General features: G+C 61.6%; 26 protein-coding genes, 1 tRNA gene and 1 riboswitch. Of the genes, 14 read left to right on the forward strand and 13 right to left on the reverse strand.

Annotation, left to right across the window (positions count from 1 at the left end; genetic code table 11):
* Nucleotides 1-67: 67 nt before the first annotated feature.
* Nucleotides 68-577, reverse strand: a complete 510-nt coding sequence (locus tag B9A97_RS13395) for a prolyl-tRNA synthetase associated domain-containing protein (protein ID WP_084365848.1) — start codon at nt 575-577, stop codon at nt 68-70.
* Between the two features lie 66 nt (nt 578-643).
* Between B9A97_RS13395 and B9A97_RS29385 the strand changes: the two genes are divergently transcribed.
* From B9A97_RS29385 to B9A97_RS13405, 3 genes are all read left to right on the forward strand, one after another.
* A complete protein-coding gene (locus B9A97_RS29385; RefSeq protein ID WP_143530448.1) occupies nt 644-895 on the forward strand; it encodes a hypothetical protein in 252 nt (83 codons plus the stop codon).
* Between the two features lie 81 nt (nt 896-976).
* Nucleotides 977-1,051, forward strand: a tRNA-Gly gene (locus B9A97_RS13400).
* Between the two features lie 56 nt (nt 1,052-1,107).
* The gene (locus B9A97_RS13405; RefSeq protein ID WP_084365849.1) at nt 1,108-1,563 is read left to right on the forward strand and encodes an HIRAN domain-containing protein; all 456 of its coding nucleotides are present in this window, start codon (nt 1,108-1,110) and stop codon (nt 1,561-1,563) included.
* Nucleotides 1,564-1,631: 68 nt separating this feature from the next.
* Here the strand turns inward: B9A97_RS13405 and B9A97_RS13410 are convergent, their stop codons facing one another.
* The 6 genes from B9A97_RS13410 to B9A97_RS13435 form a co-directional block, all read right to left on the reverse strand.
* Nucleotides 1,632-2,207: a CarD family transcriptional regulator gene (locus B9A97_RS13410; RefSeq protein WP_084365850.1), complete on the reverse strand. Its 576-nt coding sequence runs from the start codon at nt 2,205-2,207 to the stop codon at nt 1,632-1,634.
* A 371-nt stretch (nt 2,208-2,578) separates the two neighbouring features.
* Nucleotides 2,579-2,917 carry a ferredoxin FdxA gene (fdxA, locus tag B9A97_RS13415; protein WP_084365851.1) on the reverse strand — a complete coding sequence of 113 codons (339 nt, stop codon included), beginning with the start codon at nt 2,915-2,917 and terminating at the stop codon, nt 2,579-2,581.
* A 283-nt stretch (nt 2,918-3,200) separates the two neighbouring features.
* On the reverse strand, nt 3,201-4,220 hold the full coding sequence (locus B9A97_RS13420; protein ID WP_084365852.1) for an aldose epimerase family protein: 1,020 nt from the start codon (nt 4,218-4,220) through the stop codon (nt 3,201-3,203).
* Nucleotides 4,221-4,319: 99 nt separating this feature from the next.
* Nucleotides 4,320-5,504: a vWA domain-containing protein gene (locus tag B9A97_RS13425; protein WP_084365853.1), complete on the reverse strand. Its 1,185-nt coding sequence runs from the start codon at nt 5,502-5,504 to the stop codon at nt 4,320-4,322.
* Nucleotides 5,505-5,778: 274 nt separating this feature from the next.
* Nucleotides 5,779-6,723 (reverse strand): homoserine O-acetyltransferase MetA, encoded by a 945-nt coding sequence (gene metA / locus B9A97_RS13430; protein WP_084365854.1) that lies wholly within the window; start codon nt 6,721-6,723, stop codon nt 5,779-5,781.
* Nucleotides 6,724-6,806: 83 nt separating this feature from the next.
* Nucleotides 6,807-6,885, reverse strand: a riboswitch (SAM riboswitch).
* Between the two features lie 79 nt (nt 6,886-6,964).
* Nucleotides 6,965-7,804 (reverse strand): AAA family ATPase, encoded by an 840-nt coding sequence (locus tag B9A97_RS13435; RefSeq protein WP_084365954.1) that lies wholly within the window; start codon nt 7,802-7,804, stop codon nt 6,965-6,967.
* A 106-nt stretch (nt 7,805-7,910) separates the two neighbouring features.
* Between B9A97_RS13435 and B9A97_RS13440 the strand changes: the two genes are divergently transcribed.
* The 7 genes from B9A97_RS13440 to B9A97_RS13470 all read left to right on the forward strand — a co-directional run bounded on the left by B9A97_RS13440 (nt 7,911) and on the right by B9A97_RS13470 (nt 16,663).
* A complete protein-coding gene (locus tag B9A97_RS13440) occupies nt 7,911-8,561 on the forward strand; it encodes a thiamine diphosphokinase (protein ID WP_084365955.1) in 651 nt (216 codons plus the stop codon).
* A 4-nt stretch (nt 8,562-8,565) separates the two neighbouring features.
* Nucleotides 8,566-10,395, forward strand: coding sequence for an ABC-F family ATP-binding cassette domain-containing protein (locus tag B9A97_RS13445; RefSeq protein WP_084365855.1), 1,830 nt, complete (start codon nt 8,566-8,568; stop codon nt 10,393-10,395).
* Between the two features lie 1,091 nt (nt 10,396-11,486).
* A complete protein-coding gene (dapF, locus tag B9A97_RS13450) occupies nt 11,487-12,401 on the forward strand; it encodes a diaminopimelate epimerase (RefSeq protein WP_084365856.1) in 915 nt (304 codons plus the stop codon).
* A complete protein-coding gene (gene mtaB, locus B9A97_RS13455; RefSeq protein WP_084365857.1) occupies nt 12,398-13,675 on the forward strand; it encodes a tRNA (N(6)-L-threonylcarbamoyladenosine(37)-C(2))-methylthiotransferase MtaB in 1,278 nt (425 codons plus the stop codon). The genes dapF and mtaB overlap by 4 nt, the downstream gene beginning before the upstream one ends.
* An 18-nt stretch (nt 13,676-13,693) precedes the next feature.
* Nucleotides 13,694-15,361, forward strand: coding sequence for a signal recognition particle-docking protein FtsY (ftsY, locus tag B9A97_RS13460; RefSeq protein WP_084365858.1), 1,668 nt, complete (start codon nt 13,694-13,696; stop codon nt 15,359-15,361).
* A gap of 67 nt (nt 15,362-15,428) precedes the next feature.
* On the forward strand, nt 15,429-16,076 hold the full coding sequence (locus tag B9A97_RS13465) for a septation protein A (protein WP_084365859.1): 648 nt from the start codon (nt 15,429-15,431) through the stop codon (nt 16,074-16,076).
* Nucleotides 16,073-16,663: a DUF2585 domain-containing protein gene (locus tag B9A97_RS13470; protein WP_084365860.1), complete on the forward strand. Its 591-nt coding sequence runs from the start codon at nt 16,073-16,075 to the stop codon at nt 16,661-16,663. The genes B9A97_RS13465 and B9A97_RS13470 overlap by 4 nt, the downstream gene beginning before the upstream one ends.
* A 219-nt stretch (nt 16,664-16,882) precedes the next feature.
* On the opposite strand, the gene B9A97_RS13475 is transcribed toward B9A97_RS13470, so the two are convergent.
* The 5 genes from B9A97_RS13475 to ccmA form a co-directional block, all read right to left on the reverse strand.
* Complete coding sequence (locus tag B9A97_RS13475; protein ID WP_084365861.1) at nt 16,883-17,482, reverse strand: DsbE family thiol:disulfide interchange protein; 600 nt, start codon at nt 17,480-17,482, stop codon at nt 16,883-16,885.
* Nucleotides 17,479-17,637 (reverse strand): heme exporter protein CcmD, encoded by a 159-nt coding sequence (gene ccmD, locus B9A97_RS13480; protein ID WP_244564222.1) that lies wholly within the window; start codon nt 17,635-17,637, stop codon nt 17,479-17,481. The genes B9A97_RS13475 and ccmD overlap by 4 nt, the downstream gene beginning before the upstream one ends.
* A gap of 21 nt (nt 17,638-17,658) precedes the next feature.
* On the reverse strand, nt 17,659-18,420 hold the full coding sequence (locus B9A97_RS13485) for a heme ABC transporter permease (RefSeq protein WP_084365863.1): 762 nt from the start codon (nt 18,418-18,420) through the stop codon (nt 17,659-17,661).
* Between the two features lie 82 nt (nt 18,421-18,502).
* Nucleotides 18,503-19,162, reverse strand: a complete 660-nt coding sequence (gene ccmB, locus B9A97_RS13490) for a heme exporter protein CcmB (RefSeq protein WP_084365864.1) — start codon at nt 19,160-19,162, stop codon at nt 18,503-18,505.
* Between the two features lie 271 nt (nt 19,163-19,433).
* Nucleotides 19,434-20,072, reverse strand: a complete 639-nt coding sequence (gene ccmA / locus B9A97_RS13500) for a heme ABC exporter ATP-binding protein CcmA (RefSeq protein WP_084365865.1) — start codon at nt 20,070-20,072, stop codon at nt 19,434-19,436.
* 271 nt (nt 20,073-20,343) lie between these two features.
* Between ccmA and acnA the strand changes: the two genes are divergently transcribed.
* The 3 genes from acnA (at nt 20,344) to B9A97_RS13515 (ending at nt 24,753) form a co-directional block, all read left to right on the forward strand.
* Complete coding sequence (gene acnA, locus B9A97_RS13505) at nt 20,344-23,037, forward strand: aconitate hydratase AcnA (protein ID WP_084365866.1); 2,694 nt, start codon at nt 20,344-20,346, stop codon at nt 23,035-23,037.
* Between the two features lie 236 nt (nt 23,038-23,273).
* The gene (locus tag B9A97_RS13510; protein ID WP_143530450.1) at nt 23,274-24,029 is read left to right on the forward strand and encodes a DUF1223 domain-containing protein; all 756 of its coding nucleotides are present in this window, start codon (nt 23,274-23,276) and stop codon (nt 24,027-24,029) included.
* A 325-nt stretch (nt 24,030-24,354) separates the two neighbouring features.
* Nucleotides 24,355-24,753, forward strand: a complete 399-nt coding sequence (locus B9A97_RS13515) for a DUF2794 domain-containing protein (protein WP_084365868.1) — start codon at nt 24,355-24,357, stop codon at nt 24,751-24,753.
* Between the two features lie 7 nt (nt 24,754-24,760).
* Here the strand turns inward: B9A97_RS13515 and B9A97_RS13520 are convergent, their stop codons facing one another.
* Complete coding sequence (locus tag B9A97_RS13520) at nt 24,761-25,318, reverse strand: GNAT family N-acetyltransferase (RefSeq protein WP_084365869.1); 558 nt, start codon at nt 25,316-25,318, stop codon at nt 24,761-24,763.
* A gap of 345 nt (nt 25,319-25,663) precedes the next feature.
* Between B9A97_RS13520 and B9A97_RS13525 the strand changes: the two genes are divergently transcribed.
* On the forward strand, nt 25,664-26,698 hold the full coding sequence (locus B9A97_RS13525) for an aspartate-semialdehyde dehydrogenase (protein WP_084365870.1): 1,035 nt from the start codon (nt 25,664-25,666) through the stop codon (nt 26,696-26,698).
* Nucleotides 26,699-26,834: the final 136 nt, after the last annotated feature.

Here is a 26,834-nt window from a genome sequence, read left to right on the forward strand (position 1 = left end):
CATGTCTCCCGCCGATTGGGTCCTGCGGATCTTCGGCCCGCCTTTTACGTGTCGTTTAGATCGTATGTCAGGCCGTGACTTTCAAGACAAGCGGCGTGTGGCCGGTCGCCTCAAGAAAGCGGATGAGGTCGGCTGACGCAAGCGACGTGGTCGCCTCGTTGGTAAGCGGATGGCAGTTGATGATCTCCTCCCGCATCAGATCGGCATCCAGCACGAAGGTCACGTTGTGACCGGTATCGTTGATGGCGCCGAGCGCTGTGACCGAACCGGGCGCGACGCCGAGATATTCCATCAGCTTCTCCGGCTTGCCGAAGGAGACCTTGCTGGCCGCACCGATGATGGTGTGCACCGTCTTCAGGTCGACCACGGCATGTTCCTCGACCGTCAGCAGGAAGAACTGGTCCTTCTTGTCCTTCACAAACAGGTTCTTGGTATGCCCGCCGGGAATCTCGTCGCGCAGCGCCACAGCTTCCGCCACCGTGAACACGGGCGGATGCGTCTTGGTCTGGTGCTTGATGGACAGGGAGTCCAGGAAGTGGAACAACGCTTCAGGGGTCTTGGGCGACTGGTCGGTCATATCTCTCTCGGGTCTTTGGACGGGCACTTGGGTCAAACGCATGAAACGCAACAGCCAAGGCCAGAAATGGACGGCATCGAACTGGCTGCCGTGATAGTGCGGCCCGCCCCTCTTGGCAACGCGCAGCCATGCCTGAGGCGCGCAATCACGCGGCTGCGCCCGGCCTCCCTCACACCCACGCTGCCGGCTTCTTCCACGCCGACGACGAAAGGCGGCGCATGGACACAGGATTATCTTTTAGTGTCAGTTATTTATCCGATTTTCAGCGGCAAATTTGAAAATTTCTCCAATCAACCGTCATTTCGCTGTTGCATTTGAAAATGGTTTGGGCCATATAGCCCCCGTCGCCGCAAGCGGACGACCCACGATCCACCGACTACCCCCGGATCGCGGATATGAGCGGGTGTAGCTCAGGGGTAGAGCACAACCTTGCCAAGGTTGGGGTCGGGCGTTCGAATCGCCTCACCCGCTCCAGTTTTTCTCAACACGAACGAATTCTAATCCACAACGCCAAATTGTTCGTGGCTCCCATGCAGTCGAATCTCACGCGCAGAACTTTCAATGCCGCGGTTCTAGCCGGCTTCGCCGGCGGTTTGGTCGGCAGACCCACAGCGCCCGCGTCAGCTGATGCGTTGACGCTTCTGGATTTTGCCATTGCAGGCGGACACTATCACGGGCTGGCCGCTACGATGTCAGACCTCATTTCAGGAGATCGACTTGAGCTGCGGCGCGAGGCCGACAATCCGCATGATCGCAATGCCATTGCGGTCTATCGGGCGTCTGTGAAACTTGGCTACATTCCACGCGCGGTCAACACGCCACTTGCGGCACTGATGGATGCGGGCCGCCAGATACGGGCCGATGTCGTGGGCTTTATCGACGGACGCGAAGAAAACCAGGAACACCTGGCATTCACCAGCTTCTCCAGTGGCGATCCGAAAATTCGTCTCTTTCTGGAAGCGCAGTCGATGCCTTCATCGACCTGACCCTCTAAACAAAAAAAGCTCCGGCCTGCACCGGAGCTTTTTTCCATTCCAAACAACCACACCGCAGCTTATGCGGCTTCTTCCTGGGTGTCGTCTTCGTCGATAGTCTTGCCGCGCTTCGGGCCCTTCGCGAGATTGACCTCGACCAGGCGAACAGCTTCGGTTTCCGACATCTTGTTTACGGCGGCGATTTCGCGGGCCATGCGGTCGAGCGCTGCTTCATAGAGTTGGCGCTCGGAATAAGACTGTTCCGGCTGGTTCTCGGCGCGGTAGAGATCGCGGACCACTTCGGCGATCGAGATCAGGTCGCCCGAATTGATCTTGGCATCGTATTCCTGGGCGCGGCGCGACCACATGGTGCGCTTCACGCGGGCCTTGCCCTGCACGACCTTCAGGGCGCGCTCGACGAAATCGGTTTCCGACAGCTTGCGCATGCCGATCGCGACGGCCTTGGTCACCGGAACCTTGAGCCGCATCTTGTCCTTTTCGAAATCGATGACGAAAAGCTCCAGCTTCATGCCGGCCACTTCTTGCTCTTCGATTGCACTAATGGTACCCACGCCATGTGCCGGGTAGACGATTGCCTCACCGGTCTTGAAGCCCTGGCGTGTATTGGATTTCTTCTGCTGCTGCTGGGTCGTCATACGTTCTACAAACTCCCTGTTTGTTTCCGGCTGCCGCCGGCGCCGGGTCGATCAGGCCCGGATGAGACGGGGGAAAACCGTCAGGTCACTCAAAGCTGGTCCGCACGGTAACGCGCAAACAAAACCCGCCGTTGCGACGGCGACACAAACACTGATGTCGCCTATGTCACCGATCTCGGAGGGTGGATTGTTTGCTTTCGTGATGGTTTAGGGCACGCAAATGCCACGATGTGGAACAGTTTCCGGACGCTATCACAAAAATAGGTGGAAATCAATATTTTACTGCGCAGCTGCTCTACCTTCCTTAACGGAAGGCAGCCTGGCGCAAGCTTGACCTGTCCTGATTCGTCCGGGCGGGGCCTAACCGCCGATCAGTCGCCGGTGCCGGGATTGGGCGAGAAGAATTTCTCGAACTTGCCTTCCACACCGTCCATCTCGGCGGCTTCCGGCATGGCGTCGCGCTTGACCGTGATATTGGGCCAGATCTTCGAATATTCGGTGTTGATCTTCAGCCAGCTGTCAAGGCCCGGCTCGGTATCGGGCTTGATCGCCTCCGCCGGGCATTCCGGTTCGCAGACGCCGCAATCGATGCATTCATCGGGATGGATGACGAGAAAGTTCTCGCCCTCGTAGAAACAGTCGACGGGACAAACCTCGACACAGTCGGTATACTTGCAGCGGATGCAGTTGTCGGTCACGACATAGGTCATGCGGCACTCCAGAGATCATGCTTTCTTCGCAAAGGACCTGAGGCGGCTAGGGAGCCCATCCCTCTACGGCCCCCATTCTTCAATGGCGACAGGCCGCAGCGGCTGCTTTGCGGAGTTTGCGTTCGGACTTTGTCAGTTATTGTGTCCGCCCGGCTATAGCAAGGATAAACAATCCTGAAAATAGCCGGCAGCGAAACAGAATTTCCCCTGAAAACAGGTCGGGGTGCGGACCGCGGCTGAGTGCGCGTTTGAAGTCCCCGCCCTGCCGCTGCGACCTCGTGTCTCAGCTCTTGGAAAACACATAGTCGGTTTCCTGCCGCATCGTCTCGCCCGGCCGCAGCACCGCCTCGGGGAAGCCCGACTGGTTGATCGCATCGGGCCAGACCTGGGTTTCCAGGCAGAAGCCGGCAAAGGCGCCGTAGCGTCGTCCGTCAAGCCCCGGCACCGGCACGGTCAGCTTGGCGCCGGTATAGACCTGCACGCCGGGTTCGGTGGTGCGCAGTTCCAGCACCACGCCGGATTGCTGGCTGCGCACCAGGCCCACGGAGCGCTTGGCCATGCGCTCGCCGGAGAAGCAGAAATTATGGTCATAGGCCACCTGGCGACCGGCTTCGAACCGCTTCATCGGCGCCATCACCCGGAAATCGAAGGCCGTGCCGGCCACGGGACGGATTTCCCCCGTGGGTATCAACAGGTCATCGACCGGCAGATAGTGGTCGGCCGCCAGCATCATGTCATGGCCCAGCGCGTCGGCCGCGCCATCCAGGTTGAAATAGGAGTGCTGGCAGACATTGACCGGCGTCGGTGCGTCGGTCGTGGATTCGTACACCACCGAGAGCACGCCGCCCGGCAGCAGGCTGTAGGTCGCCGTCACCGAGACATTGCCGGGATAGCCCGCCCGGCCATCCGGATCGACCGTCTTCAGCGTCACGCTGTCAGCCTTGAGATCGGCAATGGTCCAGACCTGGCGCGCCAGCCCGTCGCTGCCACCGTGCAAATGGGTGACGCCGCGCTCGTTCAGCTCCAGTTGGTAGTCCCGGCCGTCGATCGTAAACCGCCCTGCCGCGATGCGGTTGGCGCAGCGCCCCGGCGTGGCGCCAAAGAACGGCGAGTATTTGAGATAATCTTCCAGTGTGTCGAAGCCTAGCACCAGCGGCGGCTGATGGCCTTCCAGCCGCAGATCCTGAATGACGGCGCCCCAGGTGATGACCTTGGCGGTAAGCCCGCCACCGCTGATCGTCACCCGCTGAACGGCCTCGCCCTCAGGTGTCTGGCCAAAGCTTTCGATCTCAGGCTTGGTCATCGTGTATCCTCCCATGCAGCGCTTCTTTTCCGGTTGCGCCTTCATCCCACAGGTCACGTGGCCTGCCAATGGTCCCAGTCCGGAATCCTGCGGGCAGGATCAGCGCGACAGCATCCGGGCGGCGTCTTCCAGGCCGCCAAGCGTCAAGGGAAACATCCGATCCCCCATCAGCCGGCGGATCAAGCCGACCGACATGGTGTGTTCCCAATAGTCGCGCGGCAGCGGATTGAGCCAGAGCGTCTTGCGGAAGTGACCCGTCAGCCTGTTGAGCCAGGCTTCGCCGGCTTCCGCGTTCCAGTGCTCGACCGAGCCGCCAGGCTGCACGATCTCATAGGGGCTCATCGAGGCATCGCCGACCAAGATCACGCGATAATCCGGACCGTAGGTCCTGAGCAACTCGTCGGTAGCGATCACATCGGTGCGTCGGCGCCTGTTGTCCTTCCACACCCGCTCATAGAGGCAGTTGTGGAAGTAGAAGTAGTCCATGTGCTTGAATTCGGCCCGGGCGGCGGAAAACAGCTCCTCGACACCCCTGATGTGATCGTCCATCGAGCCGCCAATGTCGAAGAACATCAGGAGCTTCACCGCATTGCGCCGCTCCGGCCGGGTCTGCACGTCGAGATAGCCATGCTCGGCGGTGGAACGGATTGTGCCGCCAAGGTCGAATTCCTCGGCCGCACCCTCGCGGACGTAGCGCCGCAGACGCCGGAGCGCCACCTTGATGTTGCGGGTGCCAAGCTCCACGCTGTCGTCGAGATTCTTGAACTCGCGCCGGTCCCAGACCTTCACCGCCCGCCGGTGCCGGCTCTCATCCTGGCCGATGCGCACACCCTCGGGATTGTAGCCATAGGCACCGAAGGGCGAGGTGCCGGCCGTGCCGATCCATTTCGACCCGCCCTGGTGCCGGCCTTTCTGTTCGGCCAGCCGCTGCCGCAGCGTCTCCATCAGCTTGTCGAAACCGCCAAGGCTCTCGATCAGCTTCTTGTCGTCCTCACTCAAATGCTTCTCGGCGAGCTTGCGCAGCCAGTCCTCCGGGATTTCGGCCGTGCCCATGCCATCCTCGGGCTGGAGCGCGGACAAGCCCCGAAACACCTCGCCGAAGACGAGATCGAACCGGTCGATATGCCGCTCGTCCTTCACCAGGGCTGCACGCGCCAGGAAATAGAAGGCCTCGACGTCAAAATCGGCAATCCCCGCCTTCATGCCCTCCAGCAAGGACAGCAATTCACGCAGCGTCACGGGTATCTTGGCTTCGCGCAGCTTGATGAAGAAGGGGATGAACATGGTGCTATTCTTTCCCGAACGGCCAGAGCATCGCAAGGTGATTTAACAGGCCAGAAACCGGTCTGCATCGGGCAAACCCGTTTGCCGTCATGCGGGACTTGATCCGGCATCCAGCCATCGCGCGTCTGCGCGATGAAGAGAGTCTTTTGCGATCAAAGACTTGATCGCGCTGGATTCCGGCATTCGCCGGAATGACGCGTGGTAAATGGCACAGCCACAAAATGCAACTCGCCAAACCGAAAAGCCCTGCTTGGCGAGCCCGGAACCCGCGCCCTCAAGCCGCCTCAACCCGTCCCTGCGACGGCAAGCCGATATCGGCGATGTCATAGGGCGTGGTCTGGTAGATCTCGTTGATCCAGTTGCCGAAGAACAGATGGGCGTGGCTGCGCCAGCGGTTCTGCGGCTGCAGTGCCGGGTCGTTATGCGGGAAATAATTATGCGGCATCTTGATCGGGATGCCGGCATTCACATCCCGGAAGTATTCGTCCGCCAGCGAGGTCGAATCATATTCCACGTGGTTGAACATATAGAGCCGGTTGCCGCGCTTCTCATGCACGAGGCACACGCCCATCTCGTCGGATTCCATCAGGATTTCGAGGTCTGGTACTTTCTCGATATCGGCGCGGCGCACCTCCGTCCAGCGCGACACCGGCACCTGGAAATCATCCGAAAAGCCGTTGAGGTAGACCGAGGAGGGCTTGAGGTTGCGGTGGCGATAGACGCCGAAGGCCTTCTGCTTCAACGCGTGCTTCGGCACCTTGTGGAAGTGATAGATCGCCGCCATGCCGCCCCAGCAGACATTCAGCGTCGAATGGACATTGGTCTCAGTCCAATCGAAGATCTGCCGCATCTCGTCCCAATAGGTCACGTCCTCATAAGGCAGCGTCTCGACCGGTGCACCGGTGATGATGAAACCGTCGAACTTGCGGTGCTTCACCTCTTCCCAGGTCTGGTAATAGGCCAGCAGATGCTCTTCCGAGGTGTTCTTGGCCTTGTGGGCGCCGACCCGCACCAGCGAGAATTCCACCTGCAGCGGCGAGGCGCCGATCAGGCGCGCCATCTGGATCTCGGTCTTGATCTTGTTGGGCATGAGGTTCAAGAGCCCGATCTGCAGCGGACGGATATCCTGCCGGATAGCCGCCGTCTCGGTCATCACCCGCACGCCCTCGTGAACCAGGGTTTCGAATGCAGGCAGGGTATCGGGTATCTTGATCGGCATCGTCGTCTCTCTTTCCCCGCGACACGACCAGCTCGCGGAAAACAAAAAACCGGCCGCGAAAATCGCAACCGGTCCCAGGACATTTGATCTGTTCCTCGGCCCATTTAGCGATTTGTTTAACGTGGCTGCAAGCCGGCCGGCCAAATCACCACAGACCCGATCTCATACGCCCAAAGGCCCGAAAGGGCAAGCCGCATAACATGCTGCACTGCCGCTCCCGCCGTTTAAGATTAGCAAATCCTCAATTTCCCCGCCGCGCCATGAAGGCCAGCCGTTCGAACAGATGCACGTCCTGCTCGTTCTTCAACAGCGCGCCATGCAGCTTCGGCAGCATCTGCTTGGGATCGGTCTTGAGATCGGCAGGATCCACGTCCTCGGCCACCAGCAGCCGGATCCAGTCCAGCGCTTCAGAAGTCGATGGCCGCTTCTTCAGCCCCGGCGTCTCGCGGATCTCGTAGAAGCGCGTCAGTGCGCTCCTCACCAGCGCCTGCTTGATACCGGGATAATGCACGTCGACGATGCGGGCCAGCGTCTCCGCATCAGGAAAGCGGATATAGTGGAAGAAGCAGCGGCGCAGGAAGGCGTCCGGCAGCTCCTTCTCGTTGTTTGACGTGATGATGACGATCGGCCTCACCTTCGCAGTCACCGTCTCGCCGGTCTCGTAGACATGGAATTCCATCCGGTCGAGTTCCTGCAACAGGTCGTTGGGAAACTCGATATCGGCCTTGTCGATCTCATCGATCAGCAGAACGACCTTCTTCTCGGACTGAAACGCCTGCCACAGCTTGCCCTTGCGGATATAGTTGGCGACATCGTTGACGCGCGCGTCTCCCAATTGGCTGTCGCGCAGCCGCGATACGGCATCATATTCGTAAAGCCCCTGCTGTGCCTTGGTGGTCGACTTCACGTTCCACTCGATCATGTCGAGGCCGAGTGCCGCCGCCACTTGGCGCGCCAGTTCCGTCTTGCCCGTGCCGGGCTCGCCCTTCACCAGCAATGGCCGCTCCAGCCGGATGGCGGCATTCACCGCGATCATCAGGTCCTTGTCGGCGACATAGTCGGCGGTGCCTTCGAACTGCATGCTTTTCTTCCCGTTCATCTCCAGCCGGAAGGTAAAGGGGCCGGCCGCGCCGCGCAACCCGCTTCACCCTTTCCCTTTTTGGGCAAGATGCGCTATGGGCAGGCGCATGACCGCCAACAGTTTCACCATCCTTCTCGGGGGCAGCCTCACGCCGACCGACCGCCTCAGGGCGGCCATCGCGGGCACCAGGATCATTGCCGCCGATGGCGGCATGCGCCATGCGCGCGCGCTCGGCCTGACGCCGGAGCTCTGGGTCGGCGATTTCGATTCCTCCCCGGATGCCCTGGCACTCGATTTTCCCGATGTGCCACGCATGCCCTATCCCGCGCAGAAGAACGAAACGGACGGCGCCATTGCAGTCGATGCGGCGATCGAACGCGGGGCGACAGGCCTGATCCTCGCCGGCGCCCTTGGCGGAGAGCGCACCGATCACGCGCTGATGCATCTCCTGGCCGGCGTGGCGCTCGCCAAGCGCGGCCTCAAGATCGTCATGACCTCGGGCGAGGAGGAGGCCTATCCGCTTCTCTCCCAGCCGCAGACGCTCGATCTCCCCAAGGGCTCGCTGTTTTCGATCCTGGGTTTCAGCGATCTCGCCGGCCTCGATATCGTCAATGCCCGCTATCCCCTGACCAATTTCGACCTTCCTTTCGGATCGTCGCGCACCATTTCCAATGTCGCGGAAGGACCTGTCGGCTTCTCGCTCAAGAGCGGAGACGCCGTCATCCTCGCCCGACCCCAAGACATGACCGGAGCTTGACCCCTTGGCACCGCCGATCCTGAAACTCGACGACATTTTCCTCTCCTTCGGCGGCACGCCGCTCTTGAACGGCGCCGGCCTGCAGGTGGAGCCGGGCGACCGCATCTGCCTGGTCGGCCGCAACGGTTCGGGCAAATCGACGCTGATGAAGATCGCCGCCGGCATGGTCGAGCCGCAATCGGGGGAGGTCTTCCGTCACCCCTCCTCGACCATCCGCTATCTGGAACAGGCGCCTGACTTTGCCGGCTATACAACGGTACAGGCCTATGCCGAGTCTGGCCTTGGCCCGGGCGACGACCCCTATCGCGTCACCTATCTGCTGGAACATCTGGGCCTGACCGGCCAGGAAGACCCGAAAAGCCTCTCCGGTGGCGAGGCCCGTCGCGCGGCGCTTGCCCGCGTCATGGCGCCCGAGCCCGATATCCTGATGCTCGACGAGCCGACCAACCATCTCGACCTGCCGACCATCGAATGGCTGGAAGGCGAGTTGATGAAGACCCGCAGCGCGCTCGTGCTCATCTCCCACGACCGTCGCTTCCTGGAAAAGGTCTCCACCGCCACCGTCTGGCTGGACCGCGGCCTGTCGCGCCGGCTCAATCGCGGCTTTGGCCATTTCGAGGAATGGCGCGACAAGGTGCTGGAAGAAGAAGAGATCGAGCAGCACAAGCTCGGCAAGGAAATCCAGCGCGAGGAACATTGGCTGCGCTATGGCGTCACGGCGCGGCGCAAGCGCAACATGCGCCGCCTCGGCAATCTCCAGTCGCTGCGCGCTGAATATCGCGGCCACAAGGGACCCCAGGGCACCATCCAGGCCTCCGTCACCGAGGGCAAGGAAAGCGGCAAGCTGGTCATCGAAGCCGACAAGATCACCAAGTCCTATGGCGACCGCCCGATCGTGACGCCCTTCTCGATCCGCGTTCATCGCGGCGACTGCATCGGTCTGATCGGGCCGAACGGTGCCGGCAAGACCACGCTCCTGAAGATGCTCACCGGCCAGTTGGATCCGGATAGTGGCACGATCAAGCTGGGCACAAACCTGGAAATCGCCGTGCTCGACCAGAAGCGCGAGGACCTCAACCTCGAGGACACGCTCGCCCATTACCTCACCGACGGCCGTGGCGAGAACCTGCTTGTCAATGGCGAGCAGAAGCATGTGACCGGCTACATGAAGGACTTCCTGTTCCAGCCGGAGCAGGCCCGCACGCCGATCAAGAACCTCTCCGGCGGTGAGCGCGCCCGGTTGATGCTGGCCCGCATCATGGCCAAGCCGTCGAACCTGCTGATCCTCGACGAGCCGACCAACGATCTGGATATCGAGACGCTGGACCTCCTGCAGGAAATCGTCGCGGGCTACTCTGGCACTGTCATCCTCGTCAGCCACGACCGCGACTTCCTCGACCGCACGGTCACCTCGACCATCGCGCCGGCCAATCCCGAAAACCCTGACGGCCGCTGGATCGAATATGCCGGCGGTTATTCGGACATGCTGGCCCAACGCAAGGGCGTCGAAGACGAGCGCAAGCGCGCGGAAAAGGCCGAAAAGGCCAAAACCACCGACGGCCAGGCCAAGCCCGTCGATGCCGGCGGCAAGGGCAAGGCCAAGCTCTCCTTCAAGCAGAAATTCGCCCTGGAAAACCTGCCGAAGGAGATGGAGAAGACCGAAAAGGAAATCGCCGCCCGCGAAGCAAAGATGGCCGATTCGAAGCTTTTCACCAAGGACCCCGCCACATTCAACAAACTCGCCACCGAAACCGAAAAACTCCGCGCCGACCTCACCCGCATGGAAGAGGAATGGCTGGAACTCGAAATGCTCCGGGAAGAACTGGAGGGCTAGGGTGGGTGTCTCGCGTTATCGAACAGGAGAGGCGGGTGTACATAAAGTCATCCCCTCACCGACAAAATCTGAGGTTTAGCTGCGCTGAGCCCTCGATTTTGTAACCTCTCCCACAGGGGGAGAGGTGGCGATCAACGAACTCTCAACCTTACCTCTTGCACCGGCAGAAGGCGCTGTGACCTCGCCCGCGCGTGAGTGAGGGGTCTGCACTCTCGACGCTATCCCTCCCCCTTGGTGGGGGAGGTTACAAAATCACGATCTTGGCCCGTAGGGCCTAAGTCGTAGATTTTGTTGGTGAGGGGGTCAGGAGCCGGGCACAAAATCATTCCTTCATGTGAAAAAAGTTAAGCATCAACTGAGCTAAGCCGCTGATTTCCCTTCCGCCTCGACACCACGGCGACAAAAATCCCCCTCTCCATCATCCCCGCCCTCAACACCCATGCCACACTTCTCCCGTCCCGCTCTCGGATACACCGCAAGGCGTTGCGGCGAGGTGGGGCCGGCACGGGTCGTGGGGGGGCAAGACGCAAGACCTCACGGGCTGGGTTCGCGGAACATGGTCTCCCTCCGGCGACAGCGGGGGTGATGGAGGGGTATCGGACCGGCCCGCCATCTCCAAGCCCGCAAGAGCGCGTCGGGTGTGCCTGTGCGGCATGGGAGGATGCGAGCGCCGCGCGCGACCGAAGGGTCTTCTGACCCAAAGGCGCGGCGCAGGTGGAAGATGCAGCCGGCGGCCGTCATGGCCGCGCAGAGGGGTGAGGACGGCGACGTCCGAACCGCAAAGCAAGCCGGCAGCGTAACTCTTAAGGGCGTGCATGACACCAAAGCCGGCGCCAATGCCGGTTGCGGTCACGACCCTTTCCCACCGCATCGCAGAGAGACCGAAGTCGCGAGCAGAAACTGCCGAACGGGGCGCTGAGAGGTGTCACTACTTAACTACCTTACGAGGCAGCTTTCAGCGCCCCGTCCGAACATCACCCCAGCACCACGGCGGTCTGCGCGCGTGGCTCTTGGTGCTGCGCGCGCGCCACTGGTAATTCCATGCGTTTTCCGCCATATACACCACAAAGACAAAGCTATCGGATCCCCTTATGGACGCACTCGTCGAATTCGCTGTGATGAACGGGCTTGGCAACAAGATCCTGGTCGTTGACATGCGCGGCCGCAAGGACCGGGTCACGCCATCGGCGGCCATTGCGCTTAATGCGACGGCAGACACGCGTTTCGACCAGATCATGGCGATCCACGATCCGCGGGCCGATGGCACCGACGCCTATATCGACATCCTCAACAATGATGGGTCGAAGGCCCAGGCCTGCGGCAACGGCACGCGCTGCGTCGTCCAGGCGCTTTCGGCCGAGACCGGGCGCAAAGTCTTCACCTTCCAGACCGTCGCAGGCATCCTGAATGCCGTGGAGCATGACGACGGCACGATATCCGTCGACATGGGCATGCCGGTCTTCGAGTGGAACCGTATTCCCCTGTCGGAAGAATTCCACGACACCAGCCGCATCGAGTTGCAGATCGGCCCGATCGACGCGCCCATCCTGCATTCGCCCTCGGCCATGTCCATGGGCAATCCCCATGCGGTCTTCTGGGTCGACCGCGACCCGATGAGCTACGACCTCGAACGCTTCGGCCCGCTGTTGGAGAACCACCCGATCTTTCCGGAAAAGGCCAATATCACGCTGGCCCAGGTCACATCGCGCACGACGATGGTCACTCGCACCTGGGAACGGGGTGCCGGCTTGACGCTCGCCTGCGGTTCCGCCGCCTGCGCCGCCGGGGTCTCGGCTGCCCGCACCGGCCGCACGGAGCGCAAGGTCACGATCACCGTTGCCTCCAGCCCCAACAGAGGCACGCTTGGCATCGAATGGCGCGAGCGCGACAACCACGTCATCATGACCGGCCCGGCCGAATGGGAATGGGCCGGCAGGGTCGATCCCGTCACCGGCGCTTTCGAGCGCGACGCTGCCGACAGCCTTGCGGAGGCCGGCGCAAAGTGAGCGGTATCGAGGTCATCACCTTCGGTTGCCGGCTCAATACCTACGAATCCGAGGTGATGCGGGCCGAAGCCGAGAAGGCGGGGCTCGCCAACGCCATTCTCGTCAACACCTGCGCGGTGACCGGCGAGGCCGTGCGCCAGGCCCGCCAGGCGATCCGCCGCGCCCGTTGCGACAATCCGGAAAGCCGCATCATCGTGACCGGCTGCGCTGCCCAGACCGAAGCCGAAACCTTTGCCGGCATGGCCGAGGTGGATCTGGTGATCGGCAACGAGGAAAAGCTCAAGGCCGAGAGCTACCGCGCTCTGCCCGATTTCGGGGTTTCCGCCGAGGAAAAGCTCCGGGTCAACGACATCATGAGCGTGCGCGATACCGCACCGCAGCTTGTCAATCACATAGACGGCCATGTCAGGGGGTTCATTCAGGTGCAGAATGGCTGCGACCATCGTTGCACCTTCTGCATCATTCCTTTCGGGCGTGGCAATTCCCGCTCGGTGCCCATGGGCGCGGTGGTCGATCAGGCGCGAAAGCTCGCCTACTCGGGCTATCGCGAAATCGTGCTGACCGGCGTCGATGCCACGAGCTATGGCGCCGACCTGCCCAGCCAACCGAGCCTCGGCCTGCTCGCCAAGACCATCCTGAAGCTGGTGCCGGAGATCACCAGGCTCCGGCTTTCCTCCATCGACAGCATCGAGGTGGACAGGCATCTGTTCGACCTGATCGCCGATGAGCCGCGCTTCATGCCGCATCTGCATCTGTCGCTGCAGCATGGCGACGACCTGATCCTAAAGCGCATGAAGCGCCGCCATTCGAGCGCCGATGCCCGCGCCTTTGCTGATCAGGTCCGGCGTCTGCGCCCCGGCTTTGCCTTCGGTGCCGACATGATTGCCGGGTTCCCCACGGAAACCGCCGAGATGGCCGCCAGTTCAAAGCGGCTGGCGGAGGATATGGGCATCGCCCAGCTGCACGTCTTCCCCTATAGCCCCCGCCCCGGCACGCCGGCCGCCCGCATGCCGCAACTCGACCGGGCGCTGGTCAAGGCCCGCGCCGCCGAGCTCCGCGACACCGGCGAACGGCTGCGGCTTGCGCATCTCGCCGCCATGGCCGGCACACGCCAGACCATCCTGGTGGAGAATGGCGGCAAGGCGCATACGGAAAATTTCACGCTGGTGGCAACCCCAGGCCTTCGCCCCGGTGACCTCACGACGGTCACGATAGCGGGCCATGATGGCCGCCACCTGCAACTGCACCCCGCAGCCGATCGCTCGGCGGCCTGATATCGGACGGATCGGCTCATGGCCTTCGACTTCCTCAAGAAAGCCTTCACCTTCGGCAAGGACAAGCCGGCTACCGAGCCGCCGCGCGCCGATGACGCGCCCGCTGACAGCGAGGATTTCGCCGCCCTTGTCGAGGCCGCCGAACGCGCCGAACAGGATGCCTCCGCACCAGTGGCCGCCGACCCGGTTTCATCGCAGGAGATGGAAACGGCGGGGCCTGCTCCGGATGAGAAAGTGGATGGGAGGGATACCCCCCCTGCCCTGCCGGCCTTCGGCGCTACAATCGATTCGCTGGATCGATTGCCCGGCTCCGCCGGCCGCGCCTCACCCCCCACAGGTGGGGGGACAGCCCCGCGGCCTTCATCTCAAACGGTTTCAGAGACTGAGACAGCGGAACCCATCAGCGACCCACTGCCAGAACTGCCTTCTTTGGAAGGTCTGGAAGCCGACCGCAGTGCGAACGAGGCCAACCTCTCCAAAACAGCAACGGTCGAAGAAGGGCAGTCAGCCCGCCCCGCGCCGATCTCCCCCCTTGAGGGGGAGATGTCCGGCAGGACAGAGGGGGGTTCGGCTCGCGAGAACCCGTATGAATCACGGGTTGGGAACAACGCCAGCCCCGAAATCATCCCCCCACCTGTGGGGGGGATGCCCGGCAGGGCAGGGGGGGAATCGGCAACCGACGCTATCCCAACCGACATCGCCCTCCCCAAAGGCTTCGCATCCGCCACCAAGACTCCCGAGCCGCAGCCTGAAGCCACGGCCCCAAAGCTCTCCTGGTTCCAGCGCCTCACCTCGGGCCTTCTGCGCACCTCATCGCAGCTCACAGGCCAGATCACGGCGCTCTTCACCAAGCGCAAGCTGGATGACGATACCCTGCAGGATCTCGAGGACCTGCTGATCCAGGCCGATCTCGGCGTCGAGACCGCGATGCGCGTCAGCGGCACGCTGGCGGCCGAGCGCTATGGCAAGGATGTCTCGGGCGAGGATGTGAGCCGGATCATGGCCGGCGAAATCGTCAAGGTGCTGAAGCCGGTCGCCAAACCGTTGTCGCTCGACCTCAATCACAAGCCCCATGTCATTCTTGTGGTCGGCGTCAACGGCACCGGCAAGACCACGACTATCGGCAAGCTCGCCGCCAAGCTCTCCGGCTCCGGTCTCAAGGTCATGCTGGCCGCCGGCGATACCTTCCGCGCCGCCGCCATCGAACAGCTGAAGATCTGGGCTGACCGCACCGGCTCCACCTTCATCGGTACCAAGCTCGGTGCCGATGCCGCGGGCCTTGCCTATGACGCCTTCGAAAAGGCGCGGGCCGAGAAAAGCGACGTGCTGATCATCGACACCGCCGGCCGGCTGCAGAACAAGACCGAGCTGATGGCGGAACTTGAGAAGATCGTCCGCGTTCTGGGCAAGCTCGATCCCGACGCGCCCCATACCGTCATCCAGACGCTGGACGCAACGACAGGCCAGAACGCCATGAACCAGGTGGAAATCTTCCGCAACATCGCCGGCGTCAACGGGCTCGTCATGACCAAGCTAGACGGCACCGCCCGCGGCGGCATCCTGGTCGCCATTGCCGCAAAGCACAAACTGCCGGTCTATTTCATCGGCGTGGGCGAAGGCATCGACGATCTCGAACCCTTCGAGGCCGAGGATTTCGCCAATGCCATCGCCGGCCTGTCCCATTGAAGCCACAGCCCATTGAAGTCACGGGATTGCGCGTGACAACCGACTGGATCATCTAGGAAATAAAGCAATGTCCGATATCGAAAGCGACACCAAGCCGAACGAGGCCGAGAAGCATCATCCGATGCTGAAGCTCGCATTGGAGATCGGGCCGCTGCTCGTCTTTTTTTTCGGCAATCTCAGGGGCGAATGGCTGGCCAAGACCTTCCCATCGCTCTCTGCCATCGGCGGGCCGCTGCTGATCGCCACCGCGCTCTTCATGGTCGCCACGATCCTCTCGCTCATCGTATCCAAGATCGTGTTCAAGCATCTGCCGATCATGCCCTTCGTCTCGGGCGTGGTCGTGCTGATCTTCGGCTCGCTGTCGATCTGGCTGCAGGACGAGACCTTCATCAAGATGAAGCCGACCATCGTCAACACACTGTTCGGCCTCGTGCTGCTCGGCGGCCTGGTCTTCGGCAAGTCCCTGCTCGGTTATGTCTTCAACGCCGCCTTCCAGCTGGATGACGAGGGCTGGCGCAAGCTGACCCTGCGCTGGGGCATCTTCTTCCTGTTCCTGGCCGTCCTGAACGAAGTCGTCTGGCGCAATTTTTCGGACGAGGTCTGGGTGAATTTCAAAGTCTGGGCCACCATGCCGATCACCATTCTCTTCACGCTTGCCCAGATGCCGCTGATCATGCGCCATTCGCTTCAGCAGCCGGAGGGCGACAACAAGTGAACGCGCTTACCGGCAGCCCGACAGGATCGCAATCGGCCCGCTTCTGGAGCGTGGTTTTTCTCGCTCTGGTGATTGCCCAGGCGCTGACGCTTTATCTCATGGGCCGCATTCCCTTCTGCGAATGCGGCTATATCAAGCTGTTCGAGCCGGGCGTGAACACGGCGGGCAATTCCCAACACCTCTCGGACTGGTACACGCCATCGCACATCATCCATGGCTTCCTGTTCTATGGCCTTGCCTTGCTGGTCATGCGCGGCAAGCCTCTCGGGGCCAGGCTCGCCTTTGCCGCGATCATCGAGATCGCCTGGGAAATCCTCGAAAACTCGCCCATCATCATCGATCGCTACCGCAGCGCCACCATGGCCATCGGCTATGAAGGTGACAGCATCCTGAACTCGGCCATGGACACGGTCTTCATGGCGCTGGGCTTCCTCTTCGCCGCCCGCGCGCCCGTCTGGCTGACCGTCGTGATCGCAATCGCCTTCGAGCTCATCACCGGCTGGATCATCCGTGATAATCTCACCCTCAACGTGCTGATGCTGGTCTGGCCGGTCGAGGCCATCAGGGTTTGGCAGGGCGCTCTTTGACATTGTTGTTCGAAGCATAAGCCGGCAGGGGAACCGGCCCACCCAGTTGTCATCCTCGGCCGAGAGCTTCCCCCCGCCGGGAAGAAGAGGGTAGTAGCCGCAGCGCTTCAGAAATTCCTCTCCCCTCGGGGAGAGGGTGGCCGAGCGGAGCGGAGGCCGGGTGAGGGGGATCACACGAACCGTCGTCGACTATGCAATGCCACACGACAATGCCCGTCCTCAACCGCCCGCAAGAGCCTTCTCGATCGCCGGAAAAAGCCCCTGCTCCAGGGACTGCTCATCAAACGGCCCGACCTTCTTGTAGAGGATCGTTCCGTCAGCCGCGACCAGATAGCTTTCCGGAATGCCGTAGACGCCCCAGTCGATTGCCGCCTTGCCATCAGGATCGATACCAATGGCGCTATAGGGATTGCCCAGTTCGCCGAGGAACCGAAGGGCGTTTTCCTCGCGGTCCTTGTAGTTGATGCCGACGATGGTGAGCCTCTGGTCCTTGGCGAGTTCCTTCAGGATCGGATGCTCGTCCCGGCAGGGTATGCACCAGGAGGCAAAGACGTTGACCAGCGTCAGCTTGCCGGAGATGGCATCCGTCGTCAGCGCCGGCGTCTGCGAGCCGCCAAGCGGTGCCAGCGCCAGGGTCGGCGCCTTGGTGCCGATCAGGGCCGAGGGGATGTCGGCAATGTTCTTGCCGTTGAAATCCTGATCATACAGCATCTTGCCGGCCGTCAGCGCAATCCCGGCGAAGACCACGAGGGGCAGGAGCGCCAGCACATAGCGGCCGGCACCCTGTCGCGGCGCCTTGTCGTCGATATTCTCGCTCATGCCTGCCCGCCTTCCCCGGCGGAGACCGCCGAACGCCGCCGGATGCCGGAGGCTTCCAGCGCCTTCAACTCCTTCTGCCGCGCGCGGCCATCGAGCCAGATCCAGAGCGTGGCCATGCCGACAAGGCCGAAGGTCACGGCATAGGAGGTGTAGATATAGAAATCATGGGTCACGGATCAGCCCTCCCGACCGGCCATGCGCGCCGCAAGCCGGCGCTGCACTGATATCCGCCGGCGCCAGATTTCGTTGCGCATCGCCATCATATGCAGCGTGAAGAACAGAAGCGAAAAGGCCAGCGCCATGATCAGCAGCGGCCAGAGGAAAACGGGATCGATGGTCGGTCCGTCAAGCCGGATGACGCTTGCCGGCTGGTGCAGGGTGTTCCACCACTCCACGGAAAACTTGATGATCGGGATGTTGACGAAGCCGACCAGGATCAAGACGGCGCTCAGCCGCGCCGCCCGTGACGGATCGTCCATCGCCCGGTTGAGCGCAATCAGCCCGAGATACATCAGGAACAGCACGAAGACCGAGGTCAGCCGCGCATCCCAGACCCACCAAGTGCCCCACATCGGCTTGCCCCAGAGGGAGCCGGTGACCAGAGCGATCAGAGTGAAAATGGCGCCGAGCGGGGCTGCGGCCTTGTGGCTGACATCAGCCAGCGGATGGCGCCAGACCAGCGTCCCGATCGCCGACAGCGCCATCACGGTATAGCACATCATGGAGAGCCAGGCGGCCGGCACATGCACATACATGATGCGCACGGTCATGCCCTGCTGGTAATCGCCCTCGGCGGTGAAGCCGAGATAGAGGCCAATGGCGAAAAGCACCACCGTGATGGCCGCCATCCATGGAATGATCCGCCCCGCCAGCGCCAGGAAGCGCGTTGGATTGGCCAGATCGCTGAACTTGGTAATGGCGAGCGTGCTATCGTTCATGGAATGCTTCTAACCTGCCCATCGTTCGGCTGCAATTGATCTTGGTCAATCCAAGCGAATGTGATCACCCGCGAGGACCTTGTCAGTCTCCGGCATTGCGCAATGCGAGCGCGGCAGCGGCCGGCCCGATCACCGCGAAAAACAGCGTCGTTGCCACCAGAAACAAAAAGGGCGGCAGGAATGGCGCGGGATCTTCCACCGCCGCATAAGAGGCGCTGACCCCGAAGATCAGCACGGGGATGGCGAGCGGCAGCACCAGAATCGACACCAGCAGGCCGCCACGGGGCAGAACCACCGCCACCGCCGCACCGGCCGCGCCGATGAAGGTGATCGCCGGGCTGCCGACCAGGAGCGTCAGCATGACCGCACCGATCGCCACCTCGCCCATGTTCATGAACAGGCCCAGGAGCGGCGAGGCGATCACCAGCGGCAGGCTGGTGCCGACCCAGTGCGCCAGGCACTTGACGAAGACCGTCAGCACAAGCGGCGTTTCCTGCATCAGCATCAGGTCAAGCGACCCGTCATCGCGATCAGCCTGGAACAGCCGGTCGAGCCCCAGAAGCGCCGCCAGCAGCGCACCGATCCAGACGATCGCCGGGCCGATTCGCGAAAGCAGGTTGAGGTCGGGACCTACGCCAAAGGGAATGACGGCCACGACGGTCATGAAGAACAAGACCCCGATCAGCGCCCCACCGCCCGACCGCACCGATAGTTTCACGTCGCGCAGGAAGAGGGCGATCATGAGGAGGTCCCATTCTTGGCTAATGCAGCCAAGATCTTTTGTATCGGTGCAACCATACCCCCGTCTGCCCTCTTTCGATTACATCGAAACGCGGGCATCTCCCCCTCAAGGGGGGAGATCGACCCGTGGCACTGATCCGCCATCCAGCCGACTACGATGGGTTTTGCGGGGAAGCGAGCGCGTGCGGCATATCGATCTCCCCCCTTGAGGGGGAGATGCCCGGCAGGGCAGAGGGGGGTATTTCTAGACACCGGCATATCGTGAATCATCATCATGCCAACTCACCATACTCAAACCCCTTCATGACCAGCTGCTGCGCCCCCTCCAGCCCGAGCGGCTGATGGGTGGCAGCAATCGCCATGCCGCCGCGGGCGAGGTGATCCGTCACCAGCCCGGCAAACATCACGTCGGCGCTCGAATCAAGCGCGGCAGTCGGCTCGTCGAGCAGCCAGAGCGGCCGGTGGGCGACCAGCAGCTTGGCCATGGCGAATCGCCGCTGCTGGCCGGCGGAAAGATAGCCGAAGGGTAGATGGGTAATGCCAACAAGACCGACGGCATGGGCCGCCTCTTCGATATCCACCCCCTGGCCACCCTCGCTATCGCCGAGAAAGCGCTGCCAGAACAGCAGGTTTTCCGCAACGCTCAGTTCCTGTTTCATGGCGTTGCGATGGCCGAGATAATGGCTGAGTTCCCGCGCCGGGCGCTGCTCTCCGTGACCCTGTCCTGCCAGCGTCACGGTGCCGTTTTCAGGCCGCAAAAGGCCGGCGATCACCCGCAGCAGGGTCGATTTTCCCGAGCCGTTGCGGCCGGTCAAAAGCAGCGCCTGCCCCTGCTCCAAGGTAAAGGAAACATTGGTGAAAATGAGCTCTTCGCCGCGGCGGGCGCTCAAGCCTTCGGCCATCAGGCGCATGGTCGGACTTTCGTTAAGATTTTAGTCATCGCGTTGCAAATTTTTGTCCGATTTAGGCATGGCCCGGTCTGGCACCTTTTTTAGAAATTATCTATAAGACCTGCAACACGCCAGCGGTCGGCGTGAACTTCATCCTTGTGCCGAACTTTGAACTGCGACAGCGGTTCTGGGGCGGACAGCGGAAATGGCCGTACCCGCATCCTGATGTGCATGAAGTGCATAGGCGTCCGCACCAAAAGTGTAGGCTATCAGAATAAGCGGGGTTCTATCCGTGTCAAAATCTCTCGACAGTTTCAATTGCCGTTCCACATTGACCGTCAACGGCAAGGATTATGTCTACTACAGCCTGCCCAAGGCAGAGGCCAATGGTCTCGCCGGCGTTTCCAAGCTGCCCTATTCCATGAAGGTGCTGCTGGAGAACCTGCTTCGCAATGAAGACGGCCGCTCGGTGACCAAGAAGGACATCGAGGCCGTGGCCGAATGGCTCAACAACAAGGGCCTGAAGGAAGCGGAAATCGCCTATCGTCCAGCCCGCGTGCTGATGCAGGACTTCACCGGCGTTCCCGCCGTCGTCGATCTCGCGGCCATGCGTGACGGCATCAAGGCTCTCGGCGGCGATCCGGAAAAGATCAACCCGCTTGTGCCCGTCGACCTCGTCATCGACCACTCCGTCATCGTCGACGAATTCGGCACGCCGCAGGCCTTCGCCCGCAACGTCGAGCTGGAATACCAGCGCAATGGCGAACGCTACCGCTTCCTGAAGTGGGGCCAGCAGGCATTCAAGAACTTCCGCGTGGTTCCGCCCGGCACCGGCATCTGTCACCAGGTCAACTTCGAATATCTCGGCCAGACGGTCTGGACCAAGGACGAAGACGGCGAAACGACAGCCTATCCCGACACCTGCGTCGGCACGGACTCCCACACCACGATGATCAACGGTCTCGGCGTTCTCGGCTGGGGCGTCGGCGGTATCGAAGCGGAAGCCGCCATGCTCGGCCAGCCGGTCTCCATGCTGCTGCCTGAGGTCATCGGCTTCAAGCTCACCGGCAAGCTCAAGGAAGGCGTCACCGCCACCGACCTCGTGCTGACCGTTGTGCAGATGCTGCGCAAGAAGGGCGTGGTATCGAAGTTCGTCGAATTCTTCGGCCCTGGTATGGAAAACATGCCGGTCGCCGACCGCGCCACCATCGGCAACATGGGTCCGGAATACGGCGCGACTTGCGGCTTCTTCCCGGTCGATGCCGAAACGGTCAACTACCTCAACATGTCCGGCCGCACCAAGGACCGCATCGCCCTGGTCGAAGCCTATTCCAAGGCGCAGGGCATGTGGCGCGACAATGACGGTTCGCAGCTCGTCTTCACCGACACGCTCGAACTCGACCTCGGCGACGTCGTTCCGTCGATGGCCGGCCCCAAGCGTCCGGAAGGCCGCTTGCCGCTCGAAACCATCGCGCCGAACTTCGCCACGGCTCTCGAAAACGACTACAAGAAGCCCGGCCAGCTCAAGACGCGTTATGCCGTCGAGGGCGAAAGCTACGATCTCGGTCATGGCGACGTGGCCATTGCCGCCATCACCTCCTGCACCAACACCTCGAACCCGAGCGTGCTGATCGCAGCCGGTCTCCTGGCGCGCAATGCGGTGGCCAAGGGCCTGAAGTCCAAGCCTTGGGTGAAGACCTCGCTTGCACCGGGATCCCAGGTCGTCGGCGAATATCTTGCCAAGTCCGGCCTGCAGAAGGATCTCGACGCGCTCGGCTTCAACCTGGTCGGCTTCGGCTGCACCACCTGCATCGGCAATTCCGGCCCTCTGCCGGCGCCGATCTCGAAGACGATCAACGACAAGGGCCTGATCACCGCAGGCGTCCTGTCGGGCAACCGCAACTTCGAAGGCCGTATCTCGCCTGACGTGCAGGCCAACTACCTCGCCTCCCCGCCGCTCGTCGTCGCCTATGCGCTGGCCGGCTCGGTGCAGATCGACCTGACCACGGAGCCCCTGGGCGAAGACCAAAACGGCAACCCGGTCTTCCTCAAGGACGTCTGGCCGACCTCGGCGGAAGTGCAGGAGTTCATCCAGAAATACGTCACCCGCGAACTGTTCGAATCGAAATATGCCGACGTGTTCAAGGGCGACGAAAACTGGCAGGCCGTGCAGGTTCCGGAAGGCCAGACCTATGCCTGGGACGACAACTCGACCTATGTGCAGAACCCGCCCTACTTCGTCGGCATGGGCAAGACCGGCTCGGGCCTCAAGGACATCAAGGGCGCCCGCGTACTCGGTCTCTTCGGCGACAAGATCACGACGGACCACATCTCGCCCGCCGGCTCGATCAAGGCAGCCTCTCCGGCCGGTGCCTATCTCCTGGGTCATGGCGTCGGTGTTGCCGACTTCAACCAGTATGGCACGCGCCGCGGCAACCATGAGGTCATGATGCGTGGCACCTTCGCCAATATCCGCATCCGCAACCACATGCTCGGCCCGAACGGCAAGGAAGGCGGCTACACCGTCCACTATCCGTCGAAGGAAGAGATGTCGATCTACGACGCCGCCATGAAGTACAAGGACGAGGGCGTTCCGCTCGTCATCTTCGCCGGCGTTGAATATGGCAACGGCTCGTCCCGCGACTGGGCTGCCAAGGGCACCAACCTCTTGGGCGTCAAGGCCGTGGTCGCCCAGTCCTTCGAGCGCATCCATCGCTCGAACCTGGTCGGCATGGGCGTCGTGCCCTTCACCTTCGAGGAAGGCACCACCTGGGCATCGCTCGACCTGAAGGGCGACGAAACCGTCACGATCGAAGGTCTGGAAGGCGAGATCAAGCCGCGCGAGAAGAAGATCGCCAAGATCACCTATGCCGATGGCACGGTGAAGGAGGTGCCGCTTCTGTGCCGCATCGATACCCTCGACGAGGTCACCTACATGGAGAACGGCGGCATCCTGCAGACCGTTCTGCGCGACCTCGCAGCCTGATACGATCGATATCGTCAAAACGCGCCGCCGGGAGCAATCCCGGCGGCTCTTTTTTGGGTGAGCGGGCTTTCGACCGGAAGCCTCACCCCTTCGTGACTTCCTGTTGATGGCCTGAAAGTTTATGTCTTGCGCGAAAAATGTGGCAAGGACAGTAACCTTGGGGCAAGCGGTATCGGCGAAACTAGCCTGATATCGCACCCAGGATGGAAAAGGGCACGGCAGGCAGGACAATGGTTATGACTTCAAGGCGTTTTGCGTTCGGTCTCCTGTTGGCACTGTCGGCATCGCTGCCCGCAGCCGCAGAAGACGGCTCGCAGCAAGGAACAACGCCGCGGGGTGTCGTCGAACTGTTCACCTCCCAGGGCTGCCGATCATGCCCCCCGGCCGACAAGGCACTAGGTGATCTGGTCAAGCAGGGTGGCGTCGTCGCCTTGTCCTATCACGTGGACTATTGGAACTATCTTGGCTGGCAGGACACCCTCGCCACCCCCGACAATACGGCCCGGCAATATGCCTATGCCCGCTCGCTCGGCCGCAGCGGTGTCTACACGCCGCAAGCCGTCATCAACGGCCGCGACCACGTGCCCGGTAGCGACATGGAGGCCATCACCGGCAAGATCAAGGGCCTGCATGACGTTGGACGCGGCCTTGAAGTGCCCGTATCGGCCCGTCAGCGTGGCGACGAAATCGATATCGATATCGGCTCGGGAACCGGCAAGGCAGATGTTGTGATGGTCTATTTCAAGCATCAGCAGGACGTCGATGTCCTGAAGGGCGAGAACAAGGGCAAGACCTATACCTACTGGAACAGCGTCACCGACATCCAGACGGTCGGCATGTGGCACGGCAAGGACATGCGTCTCGTCCTGCCTGCCAAAGTGATGAAGTCGGGAAAAAGCGACGGCTGTGCGGTGCTGCTGCAACGCTCGAGCGAAAAGGGCGAACCGTCGGAGATTGTCGGCGCGACCGTCCTGATGTCCAAGCCGGAATAAACAGCCCGCATCCTTGCGAATCAGGCTTCCAAAACTGAGGCCTGTCAGGCGTCCGGCGGTCCGATCCGGAAATGCTGGGGGGCTGGGGGTAAGGGGTCAGCATCCCAGACCGGACCTGTTTGGCGCGAGCGCCAACCGAACAATCCCACTGTCTGTGTCAAATTGGGCGCTGTTTTGTTCAAAATACGGCGGTAGCGAAAAGAACCCGAGCGGTCGGACACGGTCATGTCTCGGGGCGACCGCCGCTTGGCACCCCGGGCTTGCAATTTCCAAAGGCTGGGGCACACTGTCACCGATCTGTCATGCAGAAAGGGCCGAGGATTTCATGACTGATGAGCAGGATTTGCCGCGGGCCAACCACGACGGTGGCGAGGCCCGTAGCGCATCCGTGGTCGATCTTGGGCAGTACCGGCAGGACCGCGATCCCATGCCGGTGACCTTTCATCGGCGCGAACTGGATGCGATTCTCTGGATCTATGGCCGCATGGTGGGCGAGGGCGAATGGCGCGACTATGCCATCGACCATCTCAAGGACCGGGCGGTCTTTTCGGTATTCAAACGGTCTGGAGAAATGCCGCTCTACCGCATCGAGAAAAACCCGAAGCTTGCGGCCAAGCAGGGCGCGTTCAGCGTGATCAACACCGCCGGCATGATCCTGAAACGCGGCCACGACCTCAAGCAGGTTCTCAAGGTTTTCGACAAGACCCTGAAACTGGTCGAGTGACCGCAGCTCATCCGCGATAAAGCGTTCCCGGATATTGCATCTCGTCGGGATCGGTGGACAGCCCCTCGCCAAGGGCGCGTTGCATCAGCACCGTATCGAGCCATTTCCCATGCTTGAAACCGGTGCCTTTCAGGACACCGCTCATTTCGAAACCCATGGCCTTGTGCACCGCGACGGAGGCGGGGCTGGCGCCACCGATCACCGCCACCATCTGGCGAAATCCCAAGTCCGTGCAATCGGCAACGAGCCTTTCCAGAAGTGCCCGGCCGATACCGCGTCCGCGCGCTGCCGGCGCCAGATAGATCGAATCCTCCACCAGCCAGCGATAGGCCGGACGGGTGCGAAACGCCGAGGCATAGGCATAGCCGAGCAGGGTGCCGTCGGCGTCAACAGCGGCAAGGTAAGGATAGCCCTGCCCCCTGATGCTTTCAAAACGCTGGGCCATCTCGGCCTCGTCGGGTGCGGCAAGTTCATAGCTTGCTGTGCCGTTGAGAACGCTGTCGGCATAAATTGCGGTAATGGCGGGGAGATCGGCCTCCAGGGCCGGGCGAAGCGAGAAGGACATGGCAACCTAGCGAAACTCGACACAACTCCCATGTTCTTCCCATAGGCATCAGGACGACGCAATTGCTTGACTCCCACTGAAAACCTTTTATTAGGACGGCTCGGATAGGAAATTCATATGCACGCTCTCGAATCGAACATCTCAGTTCCTTTCGCCCCGGCTGGTCAGGCCGGGCTGCCTGCATGCGTCAATGCTTCATCCACGACCAAGGCCAAAACGACGACCAAAACCGTCTGACGTCTCTGGCCACCGCTCTCTCCCCGGCACGGCCGGGGATCAAGAAGGCTGGCGAATATGCCGCTTTCTCCTCACGTAACGCGGAGAGATAGAAAGAGAGCAGGAACAATGGGCTTTAAGATTGCAGTAGCGGGCGCGACCGGAAATGTCGGCCGCGAGATGTTGAACATCCTGGCAGAGCGCGGTTTCCCCGCCGATGAAGTTGTGGCGCTGGCATCGCCACGTTCGCAGGGCACGGAAGTTTCCTTCGGCGACAAGGTGCTGAAGGTTCAGAACCTCGAAAATTATGACTTTTCCGACACCGATATCTGCCTGATGTCGGCCGGCGGCGACGTTTCGAAGAAGTGGTCGCCCAAGATCGGCGCCCAGGGTTGCGTCGTCATCGACAATTCCTCGGCCTGGCGTTACGACGCCGAGGTTCCGCTGATCGTACCGGAAGTGAACCCGGACGCCATCAGCCTGTTCACCAAGAAGAACATCATCGCCAATCCGAATTGCTCGACGGCGCAGCTCGTCGTGGCGCTGAAGCCTTTGCATGACGCCGCCAAGATCAAGCGCGTGGTCGTCTCCACCTACCAGTCCGTTTCAGGCGCCGGCAAGGAAGGCATGGACGAACTCTTCACCCAGACCCGCGCCGTCTTCGTGGCCGATCCGGTGGAATCGAAGAAGTTCACCAAGCGCATCGCCTTCAACGTCATTCCCCATATCGATAGCTTCATGGAAGACGGCTACACGAAGGAAGAATGGAAGGTTCTGGCCGAGACCAAGAAGATGCTCGACCCGAAGATCAAGGTGACCTGCACGGCCGTGCGCGTTCCGGTTTTCATCGGCCACTCGGAATCGGTCAACATCGAGTTCGAAAACGAGATCACTGCCGATCAGGCCCGCGAAATCCTGCGCGAAGCGCCGGGTTGCCTCGTCATCGACAAGCATGAGAACGGCGGCTACATCACGCCCTACGAAAGCGCCGGCGAAGACGCGACCTTCATCTCCCGTATCCGCGAGGATGCCACCGTCGAGAACGGCCTGAACATGTGGGTGGTCTCCGACAACCTGCGCAAGGGTGCGGCCCTCAACGCCATCCAGATCGCCGAACTGCTGGTCAATCGCGGCCTGATCAAGCCGAAGAAGCTCGCAGCCTAAGCTGATCTGCCGGGTTTAACTCCGGGTGTGGCCTGACCACGCCCGGATTCTCCTGTTTTGCGCCCACGAAGACAGCAAATAACGTCGTCGTGAATGATTTCTTAAGTAAATCGGCGCCAGAGAGAGTTCCGTTACG

Source organism: Rhizobium sp. RU36D (assembly GCF_900176345.1).
Classification (GTDB): Bacteria; Pseudomonadota; Alphaproteobacteria; order Rhizobiales; family Rhizobiaceae; genus Allorhizobium.

What these genes read in the sequence shown, in the direction of transcription:
- B9A97_RS13515 (WP_084365868.1), top strand. Translation starts at nt 24,355, where the DNA reads ATGACTGATGAGCAGGATTTGCCGCGGGCCAACCACGACGGTGGCGAG.
- B9A97_RS13510 (WP_143530450.1), top strand. Translation starts at nt 23,274, where the DNA reads ATGACTTCAAGGCGTTTTGCGTTCGGTCTCCTGTTGGCACTGTCGGCA.
- fdxA (WP_084365851.1), bottom strand. Translation starts at nt 2,917, where the DNA reads ATGACCTATGTCGTGACCGACAACTGCATCCGCTGCAAGTATACCGAC.
- B9A97_RS13405 (WP_084365849.1), top strand. Translation starts at nt 1,108, where the DNA reads ATGCAGTCGAATCTCACGCGCAGAACTTTCAATGCCGCGGTTCTAGCC.
- B9A97_RS13435 (WP_084365954.1), bottom strand. Translation starts at nt 7,804, where the DNA reads ATGCAGTTCGAAGGCACCGCCGACTATGTCGCCGACAAGGACCTGATG.
- B9A97_RS13475 (WP_084365861.1), bottom strand. Translation starts at nt 17,482, where the DNA reads ATGAGCGAGAATATCGACGACAAGGCGCCGCGACAGGGTGCCGGCCGC.
- B9A97_RS13425 (WP_084365853.1), bottom strand. Translation starts at nt 5,504, where the DNA reads ATGTTCATCCCCTTCTTCATCAAGCTGCGCGAAGCCAAGATACCCGTG.
- B9A97_RS13525 (WP_084365870.1), top strand. Translation starts at nt 25,664, where the DNA reads ATGGGCTTTAAGATTGCAGTAGCGGGCGCGACCGGAAATGTCGGCCGC.
- ccmB (WP_084365864.1), bottom strand. Translation starts at nt 19,162, where the DNA reads ATGATCGCCCTCTTCCTGCGCGACGTGAAACTATCGGTGCGGTCGGGC.
- metA (WP_084365854.1), bottom strand. Translation starts at nt 6,723, where the DNA reads ATGCCGATCAAGATACCCGATACCCTGCCTGCATTCGAAACCCTGGTT.
- ccmA (WP_084365865.1), bottom strand. Translation starts at nt 20,072, where the DNA reads ATGCGCCTGATGGCCGAAGGCTTGAGCGCCCGCCGCGGCGAAGAGCTC.
- B9A97_RS13520 (WP_084365869.1), bottom strand. Translation starts at nt 25,318, where the DNA reads ATGTCCTTCTCGCTTCGCCCGGCCCTGGAGGCCGATCTCCCCGCCATT.
- B9A97_RS13420 (WP_084365852.1), bottom strand. Translation starts at nt 4,220, where the DNA reads ATGACCAAGCCTGAGATCGAAAGCTTTGGCCAGACACCTGAGGGCGAG.
- B9A97_RS29385 (WP_143530448.1), top strand. Translation starts at nt 644, where the DNA reads ATGGACGGCATCGAACTGGCTGCCGTGATAGTGCGGCCCGCCCCTCTT.
- B9A97_RS13485 (WP_084365863.1), bottom strand. Translation starts at nt 18,420, where the DNA reads ATGAACGATAGCACGCTCGCCATTACCAAGTTCAGCGATCTGGCCAAT.
- B9A97_RS13410 (WP_084365850.1), bottom strand. Translation starts at nt 2,207, where the DNA reads ATGACGACCCAGCAGCAGCAGAAGAAATCCAATACACGCCAGGGCTTC.
- B9A97_RS13465 (WP_084365859.1), top strand. Translation starts at nt 15,429, where the DNA reads ATGTCCGATATCGAAAGCGACACCAAGCCGAACGAGGCCGAGAAGCAT.
- ftsY (WP_084365858.1), top strand. Translation starts at nt 13,694, where the DNA reads ATGGCCTTCGACTTCCTCAAGAAAGCCTTCACCTTCGGCAAGGACAAG.
- B9A97_RS13440 (WP_084365955.1), top strand. Translation starts at nt 7,911, where the DNA reads ATGACCGCCAACAGTTTCACCATCCTTCTCGGGGGCAGCCTCACGCCG.
- B9A97_RS13395 (WP_084365848.1), bottom strand. Translation starts at nt 577, where the DNA reads ATGACCGACCAGTCGCCCAAGACCCCTGAAGCGTTGTTCCACTTCCTG.
- dapF (WP_084365856.1), top strand. Translation starts at nt 11,487, where the DNA reads ATGGACGCACTCGTCGAATTCGCTGTGATGAACGGGCTTGGCAACAAG.